Source organism: Thermanaerothrix sp., assembly GCF_056331585.1.
The window spans coordinates 39,672-54,433 of the sequence record NZ_JBWGPQ010000004.1 but is presented as its reverse complement, the minus strand read 5'-3'; the positions used below and the strand labels follow the sequence as shown (position 1 = coordinate 54,433).

Sequence of the window (14,762 nt, the reverse complement as noted above, 5' to 3'; positions counted from 1 at the left end):
AATAGAGCACAGGGGAGCACACCGATGAAACGCAAATGGATCCTTTATCTGGTTGTCGCCATTTTGGTCATTGCCGCTTTTCTGGGCTTCCGTGCCTGGCAATCGGCTCGTGCCGCGCTCAACACGAGCTTTCAGACTGAGCCCCTTCAGCGCGGTAGTTTGACTGCCACGGTCGGCGCCACAGGCACGGTTCGGGCGAATCAGACTGCCATATTGGCCTGGCAAACCAGCGGCCAGATTGGCAAGATCACAGTCACCATGGGAGATGCGGTCAAAGCCGGGCAAGTGCTGGCCGAACTTGAGAAGTCCTCGCTGGCCCAGAATATCATTTTGGCCGAGGCCGATTTGGTCACCGCCAAGCGCAACCTAGATAACCTGCTGAATTCTGATTTAGCCCGTGCCCAGGCCCAACTGGCCCTGGTGCAGGCCCAGAAGAAACTGGAGGATGCCCAAAAGCGCCGCCAGAGCAAGGATTACGCCCGCGCCAGCCAGGCGACCATTGACGAAGCCCGTGCCAATTACATCCTGGCCCAGAACGAATACGAACGACAGAAGGAGATATACGAGGGTGTGGCTGGCCTCCCCGAGGATGACCCGCGCCGCGCCCTGGCCCTTTCCAACCTGGCCAACGCCCAACGCGCACGAGATCGCGCCCTGGCTAACCTGAACTACCTGTTGGGGAAACCGGATGATCTGGAAATTGCCGAGGCGGATGCCAACGTTGCCCTGGCGGAGGCCCAGCTCAAAGATGCCCAACGCGAGTGGGAGCGGCTCAAGAACGGCCCTGATCCACTGGATGTCCAAGCCGCTCAAGCCCGCATTGCTGCCCTCGAAGCCACCCTCAAACTGGCGCGCTTGGAAGCGCCCTTCAACGGCACCGTAACCGAGGTGCGCTCCAAAGTTGGGGATCAGGTGACGCCGGGTACCATTTCTTTCCGCATTGACGACCTCAGCCGCTTGCTGGTGGATGTGCAAGTGCCCGAAGTAGATATCAATCGCGTCCAAGTCGGTCAATCGGCCCGGCTCACGTTTGACGCCATCCCGGGCAAGGAATATATGGGCAAAGTGGTAGAAGTTGGTCGAGTGGGTACACCGGTCGGCGGTGTGGTCAACTTCACCGTCACCTTAGAACTAAGCGACGCCGATGAACAGGTCAAACCCGGCATGACCGCTGCCGTCACCATCCTGGTGCAACAACTGGAAGATGTCCTGTTGGTGCCCAATCGCGCTGTGCGCTTGCGTGAAGGTCAACGGGTTGTCTATGTCCTGCGCAACGGCCTACCCGAGGCGGTCACCATTCGCCTGGGTGCCACCTCCGAGACTTATAGCCAGGTATTGGAAGGTGACCTACGCGAAGGAGACCTGGTCATCTTAAACCCGCCTGCACAAATCACCTCGCTTACCGGGGGGCGTCCGCCCTTTGCGGGAGGTCGGTAGGTATGACAGAAGCCAACGATTGGGTCATTGAAGCCCGTGACCTGACCAAGGTTTACAAGATGGGGCAAGTTGAGGTACATGCCCTGCGCGGGGTCAGCGTGCGCATCCGCCGCGGTGAGGTTGTCGCCATCATGGGGCCGTCCGGTTCGGGTAAGTCCACGTTGATGAACATCCTGGGCTGTCTCGATAAACCCACCAGCGGAACCTATATTCTGGATGGTGAGGACGTCTCCCGGCTCAAGGATGACGACCTGGCGCACATTCGCAACCGCAAAGTGGGATTTGTCTTTCAGAATTTCAACCTGCTACCACGTGCAACGGCCCTGGCTAACGTGGAGTTGCCTTTGCGTTACGCCAGCTACAATGGTGATCGCCGTGAACGCGCACGGCAGGCGCTGGAAGCCGTGGGGCTGGGTGACCGTCTGTACCATCGCCCGACCGAACTATCTGGCGGACAGCAGCAACGGGTCGCCATCGCGCGAGCGCTGGTCAACAACCCAGCCATTATCCTGGCAGATGAACCCACCGGTAACCTGGATTCCAAATCCGGCAAAGAGATTCTGGAATTGATTCTGCGCCTGAATCGCGATTTTGGCACCACGGTGATTATTGTGACTCACGATCCCACCGTAGCCCAACATACCCAACGCATTATCCGGATTCAGGATGGCCTCGTCGTGGAGGATGGCCTATGAACTTAGGACAAGCCATTTTAGAAGCCCTGGAAAGCCTTAGCGCCAACAAACTCCGCTCGGGGTTGACCATCCTGGGTATTGTGATCGGTGTGGCAGCGGTGATCGCCATGTTAGCCGTGGGTACCGGCGCGCAAGATGTGATCACCGGCTCGATCAGTGGTCTGGGGAGCAACCTGCTTTTCATCTTCCCTGGCAACTTTACCGAGCAAGTGCGTAATCCCCAACCCCTAACGCTCGCCGACGCTCAGGCCCTGGCGGACCCGTTCCAGGCGCCTTCGCTGACCGCAGTCGCACCGGTGCTCAGTGCAACCCGTGAAGTCAGTTATGGGAGCGAGCGCACCAACGTGCAAATCTCCGGTGTAACCCCGAATTACGCCGCCGTGCGCAACTACACCCTGCTGGAAGGCGAGTTTATCAGCGAAGAACACCTGCTGGGGCAAGCCTCAGTTGCTGTGATCGGCCCTGAGGTAGCCGATCGTCTTTTCGGGCGGCGCGAAGGCTTGATCGGTGAGGTCATCCGCATTGAGGGACAACCCTTCCGCATTATCGGCGTGACGGCGCCCAAGGGCGGGAGCAGTTTTGGCAGCCAAGATGATATTGTGCTCATCCCCCTCAGCACCGCCCAGGCACGCATCATTCGCCGCGACCGCAACCGCGTGGACTTGATCTTGGCGCAGGTCAGCAGCCCGGAATTGGTGCCCCAAGCCATTGAAGAGGTTTCTCAGGTTCTGCGCACCCGCCACCGGACCGAACTAGGATTAGATGACTTCACCGTCTTCTCCCAGCAGGACTTCGTTTCCACTGCCCAAACTATTACCGGCGTACTGACCATTTTCCTGGGGGGCATTGCCGCTATCTCCCTGCTGGTAGGTGGAATCGGGATCATGAACATCATGCTGGTCTCGGTAACTGAGCGCACACGGGAGATTGGCCTACGCAAGGCCATCGGCGCCCGCAAACGCGATATTTTGATCCAGTTCCTCACCGAATCATCCTTGCTCAGCCTCTTCGGTGGAATAATTGGGATCGGCTTCGGATGGTTAATTGCCTTTGTGGTTGGGCAGATTGCCGCAGCCAACAATACCCCACTCAATCCCAAAGTGGGCCTTGACGCCATCTTGCTGGCCACGCTGTTCTCAACCGCCGTGGGGTTATTTTTTGGCCTTTACCCCGCTAACCGCGCCGCCAACCTGGAGCCCGTGGAAGCCCTACGCTACGAATGAGTATCCTACCCTCTCGAGGAATGCCCGGGAAAATCACCGCCCCCAGGCTTTTTTGACCCCGCCTTAGGCCTAAGGAATGCGGGAATATCCCAGGCTGCATAAGCCTCTGCCGGCAAGTGGGCGATAAACCGCCAGGGCATTGAACGCCAGGGCTCAGGGGCATAGTCAATGCCCACTCGCGCGCCCACCTGTATCCAATCCTCCGGGACATTAAAGCCAGGTTCAATCACCAACGGGCTATTGACGGCGGTGAGATCACACCCGTTCAGACGACCATCGATCTGGAGGGCCTGACAGACTTTGGCTGGCCCATTCGTCCATTCTGCTGGTGGGCGCCCAGCACGGTTCTGCGCAATTTGCTCCAGGCCTTCGCAGGGTAGGATCGCACGGATCAACACTGCCGCGGGTTGACCCTCCGGTCCCACCACCGCGTTTAAACACCAGTGCCTACCATAGGTGAAGTACACATAAGCCCGTCCAGGCAGCCCGAACATGACGGCATTACGGGGCGTACGCCCACGGCTGGCATGACAGGCCTTATCCTCTTCGCCATCATAGGCTTCGGTTTCGACAATGTAACCGGCCAGGCGTCGCCCATCTTCCAAGCGGCGCACCAGGCGCTGGCCCAATAGCGCCCTGGCTACGCGCGTAACGGGATCTAAGTAAAATTCAGAGGATAAAGGGCGCATTTTTTTTCGGCCTCTTTGGGGTTGATATAGGTGGACGTATTATAATGAAAATGCCAGAAAATGCTTGTGAGGATCGTATGAATCTGCGGCCTGACCCCGGTTTGACCTTCGATGACGTTCTGCTGGTGCCCAAATATTCCGATATTCGCAGCCGCAAAGATGTGGACACCAGCACCTGGCTGGCACCAGGGATTCGTCTCCACATCCCTATCCTATCCGCCAATATGGACACGGTCACTGAGTCCAATATGGCCATCGCAATGGCACAAGAAGGTGGTTTGGGGGTGTTGCACCGCTTTATGAGCATTGAACGCATGGTTGAAATGGTACGGAGAGTCAAGCGCGCCGAGAGCATGGTGGTGCTTACCCCGCTGACCATCCTCCCGTCTGCCACAATCGCTGAAGCTCGCCGCATCATGGCTGAGGAAGAAATTGGCGGATTGGTCGTCGTGGATGAGGCTCAACATCTTTTAGGCCTGGTAACTACACGCGATGTTTTGCTTGCTCCCGACGCCAATGCGCCGGTCAGCACCGTCATGACCCCACGCGAGCGCCTGATCGTAGCTGGCGAAAACGAATCACTGGAGGCGGCGCGGGAAAAACTGTATACTCACCGCATTGAAAAACTTCCCCTAGTGGATGCTGAGGATCGTCTGGCGGGTTTAATCACGGTCCAAGATATCGTTAAAATTCAACAGCACCCTCATGCCACCAAGGACGCCTTGGGGCGGCTACGGGTGGGGGTGGCCATCGGGGTAAAACCGGAAGAGATTGACCGCGCCGCTGCCTGTGTGGAGGCTGGTGCAGACATCCTGGTGCTGGATATTGCGCACGGCCATTCTGAAAATGCCCTGCGCATGGTTCGTGCGCTGAAACAGAAATTTCCCGCCATTCCCCTTATTGCTGGCAATGTCGCTACCCCCGAAGGTGTGCGCGATCTGGTCAAGGCCGGTGCTGATGCGGTGAAGGTCGGAGTCGGCGCAGGCTCAATTTGCACGACCCGTATTGTGACCGGATGCGGCGTGCCACAACTGACCGCCGTCGCGGAGTGCGCTGCTGAAGGACAGCGCCTGCATGTTCCGATCATTGCTGACGGCGGCATGCGCACCTCCGGGGATGTGACCAAGGCCCTGGCCGCTGGTGCCAGTGCGGTGATGTTGGGTAATATGCTTGCTGGCACCGAAGAGAGTCCAGGCCCTGAAGTCGTACGCCAGGGACGCCGCTACAAGGTGGTGCGCGGTATGGCTTCACTCACCGCCAATGTGGAACGCCGCCGCCTAGAACATCACGACGATGACCTGAATGAAGAGGAATGGAGCGAGGTTGTCCCAGAAGGTGTAGAAGCGCTGGTGCCTTATCGCGGTAAGGTCAAGGACATCCTGCATCAGATTGTAGGCGGATTGCGCTCCGGGATGAGTTATGTCGGTGCGCATAACCTGCCTGAATTATGGGAACGTGCCGAATTCATCCGCATTACCCCCGCCGGGAAAGCCGAATCCGGCGCGCATGATGTGGAGTTGATCTAAAAAAGGAACCGCTATGACCTTCTTGCGCCGTCTGCTGCTCATATGTTGGGTTATTGGTATGACCGCCTGCCTGCCACAGGTCATCCCACCCACGCCCACGCCGCCACCTTCCACCCCCACTCCAACCTCTACCCCTCCTTATGCCCCTCTGAGCGCCATCGATGTGCTAAACGCCGAATATCTATTGCTCGATTTCGGTGGCAACCTGCGCACCATCCGCCTAAGCGATGGCGCTTATCAATCCGGTAATGATCCAACGCAGCCTGATTTTTGGTCGGTGCGCCTGGGTGAGATGATGGCATTTGGCGACCTGAATGGCGACGGCCTGGGAGATGCTGTGGCTACCATCGCCGAGAACTACGGTGGAACCGGCGTCTTTGTCAACCTGGTTGCGCTTCTGAATGAAAATGGCTTGCCGCGTCATGTGGCTTCGTACTTTATTGATGACCGCCCCATTCTCAATTCGTTAATCGTTCAGGAAGAGGTTGTCCATCTGGCAGCCACGATTCACGGCCCGAATGACCCCGGTTGCTGTCCGACCCAACCGGTGACCCGTGACCTTCGCCTGGTGAACAACAACCTGATGCTGATTCGTGCCACCTCGCAAACGCCGGGCGGTCAAGAACGGCAGATTGATTTGGAGGAACCCACCGATAACTCGACCCTGAGCACAAAGACCTTACACTTGCGTGGTCGAGTAAGCATTGCGCCGTTTGAAAACACCCTGCGCTATCGCCTCACCACCGCTCAGGGTACCACCCTGTTGGTCGGGCCGCTCATGGTCGAAGCGCCTGATCCAGGTGCACCGGGCACATTCGAGACCACGCTGGATCTGCAAAATCTGCCCGGCGGTTTATACTATTTAGAGATTGCCGACCTGAGCGCTGCCGACGGCAGCATTCTGGCCCTGACCATGGTGCGTCTCAACCTTCCGTAAAAAATCATCCCATTTTAATTAAATCAACGCCCTGTGGAGGATGACTTTATGCCTGTTCCTGTCATTGTGGATGCGATTCGCACCCCCATCGGCAACCTAGGGGGCGCCCTGGCTCCCGTGCGTCCAGATGATCTGGCCGCGCTAGTTATTCGCACCCTGGTTGACCGCAACCACCTCGATCCCACCATGATTGAAGAGGTCTATTTTGGCTGTGCCAATCAGGCTGGCGAAGATAACCGCAACGTCGCCCGCATGGCAGCACTCCTGGCCGGCCTGCCGGTTGAAGTAGCGGGGGTGACCTTCAACCGCTTATGCGCCTCCGGCCTGACCGCCGTTAACATGGCCGCCCGTGCTATCCGTGTGGGCGAAGGTGAAGTATTTATCGCCGGTGGCGTCGAAAGCATGTCCCGTGCCCCTTATTCCATCCCTAAGGCCGAGAAACCCTTTCCCTACGGCAACCTGACAGCGTGGGATACTGCGCTGGGTTGGCGCTACCCCCACCCGCGCATGATCGAGATGTACGGTATCGAATCTATGGGCGAAACGGCAGAAAACATCGCCGAGATGACCGGAATCACCCGCGAGGAACAAGATCGCTTCGCCCTGTGTAGTCACCAGCGTGCCATCGCCGCCATGGATTCGGGACGTTTTGCCGAAGAGATCATCCCGGTGCCCGTGCCACAACCCAAAGGCGAGCCAATTCTAGTCACCATGGATGAACGTCCGCGTCGCAACACCTCACTAGAGGCGCTAGCACGGCTAAAACCGGCCTTCCGTCCCGGCGGGACGGTGACCGCCGGCAATTCCTCGGGGATGAACGACGGCGCCGCCGCCTTGCTGGTCATGAGCGAGGAGCGTGCCCGTGCTTTGGGATTGCGCCCGCTGGTGCGCATCCTTGCCAGTGCCGCTGCCGGCGTCGTGCCGCGTCTGATGGGATTGGGACCGATCCCGGCCACACGTAAGGTTTTAGAACGGGCTGGACTGCGCCTGGACCAGATCGGCTTAATCGAGATCAACGAGGCGTTCGCCGTACAAACCCTGGCCGTGATCCGTGAATTGGGATTAAACGAAGACATTGTCAATGTCAATGGGGGTGCAATTGCCCTGGGCCACCCACTGGGATGCTCCGGCGCGCGCATCCTGACCACCTTGATCCACGAAATGCGTCGCCGCGCGCCGCAAATGCCCCGTCCATTCTACGGTCTGGCGACCCTATGTGTGGGGGTTGGTCAGGGTGAAGCCACCCTGGTGGAGTGGGTGGACTGAGGTATGTTGATCCTGGTCACTGGTGCCAGTGGGTTTATAGGCAGTCATCTATGCCGCGCCCTGATCGCACAGGGGCACCGCGTGCGCGCTTTCCACCGCCCCACCAGTTCCTTGCGGGCTCTGACCGATCTGCCAGTCGAACACGCACTGGGTGACCTAACACGGCCCGAGACCCTGGAAACGGCATTAGAAGGGGTGGACGTTGTTTTTCATGCCGCCGCTCTTCTGGGTGAGCGGGCTACCCCGGCTCAGCATTATGCTGTAACCGTCGAAGGCACCCGCGCCTTGCTCACCGCAGCATTGCGCGCCGGAGTACAGCGGGTAGTCCATACCAGTTCCGCTGTTGTGCTGGGCATTCCACCTCTGCCCGGTGACACCAACATCCCCTATATCATGGATGAAACCCACACCTGGAATTACCCCCCGGAACGGTGGCCCTACGCATATGCCAAATACTTGGCCGAACTGGAAGTGCAGCGGGCGGTGGCATTGGGGTTGGATGCAGTGATCGTCAACCCCACCCTGGTCATTGGGGCTGGCGATCACTACCGGCGGACGCGCTCGATCGTCGTTCAGGTGGCGAAGCGGCGCCTGCCGTTCATCACCGCCGGTGGGCTGAACGCCGTGCACATTAAGGACGTGGTACAGGGACATCTGCTAGCCCTGGAACGAGGACAATGCGGCGAACGCTACATTCTGGGTGGCGAAAACCTCACCCTGAGCGCCTTGGCGGAAAAGATCGCCGCGGTGTGCGGGGTACCTGGGCCGGGTCCGGAATGGCCAGCGGGGCTGGTGCGCGCCCTCAGCCGACCGCTTTCCTTGCTTGAGGCCTATCTGAACCTGCCAGTAGATGCGCGCATCCTGGCCCTGGCCGGGTATTATTTCTACTATACGCACGCTAAAGCCCAGGCACACCTGGGCTACACCCCGCAGCATACCGTAGAGGATGCCATCTGCGAGGCTTGGACATGGTTTAGTGGGGAGACACAATCACCGGTTTCGGCTTGAGCCGTTAATGGCACCGGGTGATCTCGGTAATCCCGGGCTTCATCTGAAAACAGATATTAGCATTTGCTTGGATCGGAGTAACACTCACGTTACTAATAACATTCAGCACAGTGTTCTTGATATCCAAGCAACCATGGCCGTTGGTCGTTATCTTTGGAATCTTGGTATGGTCGAGTCTAGCCATGTATCTAACAACTAAACGCGGGTGGGGAAAAGGGCTTCCCTTGCTGATCCTCATCTTTAGCCTCTTTGGAACTTTGCCTATCACCAACTCCATTGATGACGGCTTCTCATGAGATACCTTTGGACAATCTTCGCATCCTTCTGGAAAAACTTATCCAAACCAGACAATGGCTTAGCCAATGATGCATGAAATTACCTTCGCCAGCCCCCGACTTTTAGTCACTTATATGCGTGCTAGAAATGGACTAAGAGTTGTTCTTTGTTATGGGTTTTCCGAAAAAAACTGTCGTGATAACGCAACAATTAGTAATGCGTTCCACACCCAAGTTGCCAAAACAGCCATCACCAAACATCTAAGAGGGGGTAAACCTAAGCATGTATTGCCATTAAGCACTGTGGTCCGGGCATAACAAGAGCTCATGGAACAGTATCCTGATCCAAAGTTTAGCAACCGCGAAATTGAAGTCGTGACGTTACTGCTCCAGGGAAAAAGCAACAAAGAAATTGCCCACACTCTGGGTGTCTCAAATCGTACCATTGAAGCCCACTTGAGTTCAATATATGCCAAGCTGGCCGTAACCTCTCGTACCGAAGCGGTCATCAAACTAACTCAAATAGGATGGAGCAGTGCCACAGACAAAACACTGTCTGAAGAAGCTAACAAGGCCCCTGCGCTCGACAACCGAACCACGCAAGTTAATGATACACTTGCAAAACTGTTACGATCTTCTGCCGGAAAGTGGGCGGTGATAACACTCTTAACAACTTTAGGACTTATTTGGATCTTCACAAAACAAAATTGGCTTCTAGTACCTGTGCTGGGCTTCATGGCGTGGATTGGTCTGGGGACCACCTCAGTTTGGGGAAAAATTGATATCGCTTTTAATTTTTATACTGGGATTTTCTCTGCTATGTATCTCCCCCGCTGGGTTGATTTCTCCAATTCCTTTAGCATATGATAACGCCGTTCTGGATCTACTCCAAAAGATCTTCCATGCCACATCGGGGCAATAAGGCTCCACATCCCTACTACATTGACAACGCAATAACAAACTCTTGTGATAAGGCAATCGAGTTTGGAGTTCAGTACTGGATCATTTAATCCGTTGACGGTTAACCATACCGATCATCAAAGCAGAGCCACAAGGGTAGATTGAGTTTAAGCGGGATTATTTATTGTGTTCCAACCTCACCACCCCCCGGCCACATCCGCCAAGGTCGCATCCAGTTCGGCCAGGATATCCGGCAAGGCCGTGCGCGGGGTGGTGCCCTGCAAGGCCTGCGCAAAGGCATCCTGCACTACCCATTGTGCCTGCCGCCAGGTCGGTACATTCGGTGGAATCTGGGCGATGGGAATAAACATCAGTGCTTCCCCCCATTGAGGATTTCCAGCACGATAGTCCTCAAGGCGCGCCAGCGTTGACGGCCCCATCGGGTAAGCCCCGCTGGCGCGTACCAGCGCAGCCTGCGGCTCCGGCTCTTGCAGCCAACGGATGAACAGCCAGGTCGCTAGTTCTTGCGTGGGTGTACTGCGCAAGACGCCATAGGAAAGACCGCTCACCAGCACCAACGGCTTGCTCTTTCCCGGATATGGGCGTACCGTCCACACATCCTGGTTACTGCTGCGCTGCATCACCTTGCGCTGAGCCATCAGATCCAGTATCTCCCCACTGTAAAAGAGTGCCCGCCGTTGGGCAAAGTAATCGTAAGGCGCGGGTTCACGTCCCATCCAGGCACATCCCTCGTCCACCAAATCACGTAAAAAAGTCCAAGCCTCCAGCGCGTCCGGTTGGTTGAAATGCCACCCCCCGCCAGTTGGGTCAAATTCCTCCCGCAGGCCAAACGCACGCAGCCAAGCCAAGACGGTAAGCGGATCGGTTGCCACCAGCCAGCCGCCGGTGCCATCGTTGGTACGGTCGGCATCGCGGCGATTAGCCGCTGCCGCCGCGCAGACCTGGGTACGCCATTCCTCCAGAGTTTGGGGTGGGGCGCGAAAGCCCAATTCTGCCGCCCAGGTCAGGTTGTAGAAAAGCACCGTGGCGCTGCGCAGCGCCGGCAAGCCGATTTGCCACCCATTCACCTGATCACTTTGCCAGAAAACCAGCGGGATCTCGGCTCGGCGTGCCTCGCTCAAACCCCACTCACCGTCATTCAGCCACTCGTTGAGCGGGCGCATGCGTCCATCGCGCGCGTGCCAGGTCAGCAGAGTTGCCGGTGGCGCCACTACGCCCTGAGCCACTAAACCATCAGGGTGTCCTTGCTCCACCCAATCGGCCAGTACCATACTGCTGCCCGCTGAGGTGACCCTCACTCCAATCCCCCAGGGATTCTCGCGGTTGAACCGGGCGGTCAAATCACTGAGGGCGATGTCTAAAGCCCCTACCCAGGGATGCCAGAGATTAATGGTAACCCCTCGTAGGGACTCGGCAGACCGGGCTGCAGTTTCGGTGGGTCGTTCAGGTGATGGTGTAGCGGGCTGGGTTGGGGTAGATGAGGGAGGCAAGTTCGGGGTCGTCTCGGGTCGCGGTGCCACCTGGCAAGCCACGAATAGCCACAGCAGCCCTACGATGATCCCGCGTTTCAAACGATCAAGCAGATGCATGGCTCAATCGAAGTCAGCAGGCCATTCGGGATGGCGATAATGCTCAAACATGCGCTGAATCTCGTCTGGGGTCGTGCGCGCCAACGAGAGCGGCGGGATGGCATCTGCGGCAAAAAATCCCACGCCATCCGTCTCCAGACTAGTTTGGGGTTCACCCCCCAGTAACTCACACCGCATGAAAATCTTATAGAGGTGGAAGAGATAAGGTGGATGGCCGTGACAGTTGCGATCATATAGCGCTAATAATTTGACCGCGCGCACGCGGTAGCCCGATTCCTCCCACACCTCACGTTCAACCGCCTGACTGGGAGGCTCCCCTACATCTACCCACCCGCCGGGCAAGGTCCACCCGCCATCCACACGTTCCTTGACCAGAAGTAACCGCCCCTGGGCATCAAAGACCACCCCGCGGATATCCACTTTAGGGGTGGCATAACCGGCCTCGCGCATCAGCACCTCGGCAACGACATCGGCGCCTACATCACTATGGGCAGCGATGATCTCAGCCGCTATCGCTTGCAAGGCACGGTAGCGCTCGGCGTCGTAAGGATTAGGGGTATAGGCCAGGCCAGATTGGGCCAGCGCCTGCAGGCGCTGTGCCCATTCCAGCCATTTGGGTTGAGTCATAAGCCTCCGCTAACTGCGCAAACGCGCACCCAGAGTTTGCTCCAGGCGGCGGATAATCTTTTGCCGAATTTGCGCGGCCTCAGCATCAGTGAGGGTGTGATCCGGCGCCTGATAGGTCAAATTATACGCCAGGCTCTTCTTCCCGGCCCCAATTTGCTCACCCCGGAAGACATCGAACAATTGCACCCGCGTCAGCCATTTGCCGCCAGCCTGGCGGATCACGGCCTCGACCTGAGCCGCCGGTATGCTCTCATCCACCACCACGGCGATGTCCTCGATCACCGGCGGATAAACCGGCACCGCGCTCACCTCAAAGCGCTGCGGCACCAGGGCTAGTAACACCTGCGCATCCAATTCGGCCACCAGCACCGGCGCCGGGCCAAAGTCATAGCGTTCCTTGACCAACGGATGCACCTCGCCCAAATAGCCCAGTTCCTGATCGCCACTAAAGAGGCGGGCACACTTACCTGGATGCAGGTTGGGTTTCTGTCCTGGTTCCACCCGCCATTGAGGTAGGTGCAACGCTTCAGCCAGGGCTTCAAGAATCCCTTTGAGATCAAAGAAATCCGCCATAGGGGGATCCGCGCGATCCCAGGCCGGCAGGTGACGCATTCCGCTCAATACGATGGCCAGGCGCATCGGTTCGGCAGGCAAATCCTGCCCTTCCTGAGGCAGGAAGATCGGCCCAATTTCAAAAAACGCCAGGCGATCGATCAGGCGGGCATTGCGTTCAGCAATTTCTAACACCCCGGCCAGCAAACTACGACGCATGACACTGCGTTCCGGTGCAATCGGATTGGTAAGGCGGACGTACTCCGGTGGTGTATAGTCGCCTTCCGCTGGCGCCAGCCAGCGCGCTTCGCGCTCCGGCGAGGTCAAACGATAGGTCACGACCTCTTGCAATCCCAACCCGACCAACACATCGCGCAGGGCTTCCTCGGCATCCAGCAAGGGCTGGTTACGCTGCCGCGGTAGGGGATCGGCGGGTAATGTCTCCGGCAAGCGATCGTACCCGTAAAGGCGGGCAATCTCCTCGATCAAATCCGCCTTACCGATGACCCCTTCGCTGATATCCAAGCGGTGCGGGGGCACTTTGGCGATGATCGTGTCCCCTTCCAAACGGCAGGTGAACTCCAGACGCTGTAAAAGATCTGCAACCGCTGCAGCGGAGAGTGGGATTCCTAACCAACGTCGCACCTCGCCCTCACTCAGCCGGATCTCCGGATCCACATGGGGCTTGGGATAGGCGTCAATCAAACCTTCAGCCACCCATCCGCCGCTCCAGGCCGCCATATAAGCCAGGCAGACCTGCACTGCTTGCGGCGCTAACGCCGGGTGCACCCCGCGTGCAAAGCGATAGCCTGCCTCGGAGTTAATGCGCAACGTGGAAGCGGTACGGCGGACGTTTATCGGGTTCCAAGTCGCGCCTTCAAGCAATACGTTACGCGTGCTTTCGGTGACCTCGCTCTCCAAGCCGCCCATAATGCCGGCCAAAGAGAGTGGGCCGGCGGTATCGGTGACCAGGATCATAAAGGGTTCTAATTCGCGTTCTACACCATCCAAGGTCGTCAGACGCTCACCCTCGCGCGCTGCCCGGGTGATAATCGTCGGGGATTGACCGCCAGCACGCGCCTTAAGCACGTCATAATCGAAGGCATGCAACGGTTCGCCCAGCATCAACATGACGTAGTTGGTCGCATCCACCACGCTGTTGATCGGGCGCATCCCGGCCAGGCGCAACCGGCGCTGCACCCAATACGGACTGGGGCGCGGGGTTACTCCTTCGATCAGGCCCAACACAAAACGCGGATTTAAGTCCGGGTCGGTAATCTCAATGGCCGCGCGCCCGTCAATGGGAGCACCGGTCTCGAAAGGAGGTAAGGCGGGCTGGCGGAGCGGTTTTCCGGTTAGCGCCGCCAACTCACGTGCCACCCCTAGGATACTGGCTGCACGGATCATATTGGGCAGAATGGCGATTTCCAACACCGCATCGCCCATGTAATCCACCAGCGGCACACCGACCGGGGCATCGTCATCCAGAATGATGATTCCCTCGTGTTCTTCCGAAATGCCTAATTCCTTCTCCGAACACACCATGGAGAAAGATTCAACACCGCGAATTTTGGTGCGCTTGAGCGTGGTCAGGACAAATCCCGGCTGGTGTCCATCGTAAAGACGCGCCCCTTCGCGGGCATAGGCCACTTTAAGCGGCTCGGGAAGCGGCCCTTGTCCTTTGTAAGGGAATAAATTGGGCGCACCGGTCAGTACGGTCAAGGTCTCGCGCCCATCAAAGAGACGGCACAGAACCAACCGATCCGCATTGGGGTGGGGCATAACCTCTTCAATCTGCGCCACCACAATTTTATCGGGATCCCAGGAAAGGCCCTCGATCTTAAACTCGTGGGTCCCTTCGGGCATCGGCAGGCCCACCAGGCGAATTTCCTCTACTTCCAGCCCCGCCATGGTCAAGCGGTAGGCCAGTTCGGGCAAGGGAAGATCAATATCCACAAATTCCTTCAACCATGAAAGCGGTACTTTCATCTTACCTCCATGTGTTCAACGCGTCTTG

At 57.7% G+C, this 14,762-nt stretch carries 12 protein-coding genes; 8 read left to right on the top strand and 4 right to left on the bottom strand.

Annotated elements, in window-relative coordinates; all coding sequences use genetic code 11:
- Positions 1 to 24: 24 nt before the first annotated feature.
- Genes AC01YT_RS02880 through AC01YT_RS02870 form a run of 3 tightly spaced genes read left to right on the top strand, consistent with a single transcriptional unit; the run spans position 25 to position 3,355 of the window.
- Positions 25 to 1,437, top strand: a complete 1,413-nt coding sequence (locus AC01YT_RS02880) for an efflux RND transporter periplasmic adaptor subunit (RefSeq protein ID WP_476672714.1) — start codon at positions 25 to 27, stop codon at positions 1,435 to 1,437.
- A gap of 2 nt (positions 1,438 to 1,439) precedes the next feature.
- On the top strand, positions 1,440 to 2,132 hold the full coding sequence (locus AC01YT_RS02875; protein ID WP_476672713.1) for an ABC transporter ATP-binding protein: 693 nt from the start codon (positions 1,440 to 1,442) through the stop codon (positions 2,130 to 2,132).
- The gene (locus AC01YT_RS02870; RefSeq protein WP_476672712.1) at positions 2,129 to 3,355 is read left to right on the top strand and encodes an ABC transporter permease; all 1,227 of its coding nucleotides are present in this window, start codon (positions 2,129 to 2,131) and stop codon (positions 3,353 to 3,355) included. The genes AC01YT_RS02875 and AC01YT_RS02870 overlap by 4 nt, the downstream gene beginning before the upstream one ends.
- Positions 3,356 to 3,360: 5 nt before the next feature.
- Here AC01YT_RS02870 and AC01YT_RS02865 read toward each other — a convergent pair whose 3' ends face one another.
- Positions 3,361 to 4,044 (bottom strand): DNA-3-methyladenine glycosylase, encoded by a 684-nt coding sequence (locus tag AC01YT_RS02865; protein ID WP_476672711.1) that lies wholly within the window; start codon positions 4,042 to 4,044, stop codon positions 3,361 to 3,363.
- A 77-nt stretch (positions 4,045 to 4,121) separates the two neighbouring features.
- Between AC01YT_RS02865 and guaB the strand changes: the two genes are divergently transcribed.
- From guaB to AC01YT_RS02840, 5 genes are all read left to right on the top strand, one after another.
- A complete protein-coding gene (gene guaB / locus AC01YT_RS02860; RefSeq protein ID WP_476672710.1) occupies positions 4,122 to 5,570 on the top strand; it encodes an IMP dehydrogenase in 1,449 nt (482 codons plus the stop codon).
- Between the two features lie 13 nt (positions 5,571 to 5,583).
- Entirely contained in the window at positions 5,584 to 6,507 is a 924-nt protein-coding gene (locus tag AC01YT_RS02855; protein WP_476672709.1) for a Gmad2 immunoglobulin-like domain-containing protein, read from the top strand.
- 48 nt (positions 6,508 to 6,555) lie between these two features.
- Positions 6,556 to 7,773, top strand: coding sequence for a thiolase family protein (locus tag AC01YT_RS02850; RefSeq protein ID WP_476672708.1), 1,218 nt, complete (start codon positions 6,556 to 6,558; stop codon positions 7,771 to 7,773).
- 3 nt (positions 7,774 to 7,776) lie between these two features.
- Positions 7,777 to 8,781, top strand: coding sequence for an NAD-dependent epimerase/dehydratase family protein (locus tag AC01YT_RS02845; RefSeq protein ID WP_476672707.1), 1,005 nt, complete (start codon positions 7,777 to 7,779; stop codon positions 8,779 to 8,781).
- A gap of 602 nt (positions 8,782 to 9,383) precedes the next feature.
- Positions 9,384 to 9,923, top strand: a complete 540-nt coding sequence (locus tag AC01YT_RS02840; RefSeq protein ID WP_476672706.1) for a response regulator transcription factor — start codon at positions 9,384 to 9,386, stop codon at positions 9,921 to 9,923.
- A 230-nt stretch (positions 9,924 to 10,153) separates the two neighbouring features.
- Here AC01YT_RS02840 and AC01YT_RS02835 read toward each other — a convergent pair whose 3' ends face one another.
- Genes AC01YT_RS02835 through pheT form a run of 3 tightly spaced genes read right to left on the bottom strand, consistent with a single transcriptional unit; the run spans position 10,154 to position 14,734 of the window.
- Complete coding sequence (locus tag AC01YT_RS02835; protein ID WP_476672705.1) at positions 10,154 to 11,566, bottom strand: extracellular solute-binding protein; 1,413 nt, start codon at positions 11,564 to 11,566, stop codon at positions 10,154 to 10,156.
- A 3-nt stretch (positions 11,567 to 11,569) separates the two neighbouring features.
- Entirely contained in the window at positions 11,570 to 12,193 is a 624-nt protein-coding gene (locus tag AC01YT_RS02830; RefSeq protein WP_476672704.1) for an NUDIX hydrolase, read from the bottom strand.
- A 9-nt stretch (positions 12,194 to 12,202) separates the two neighbouring features.
- A complete protein-coding gene (gene pheT / locus AC01YT_RS02825; RefSeq protein WP_476672703.1) occupies positions 12,203 to 14,734 on the bottom strand; it encodes a phenylalanine--tRNA ligase subunit beta in 2,532 nt (843 codons plus the stop codon).
- Positions 14,735 to 14,762 lie beyond the last annotated feature (28 nt).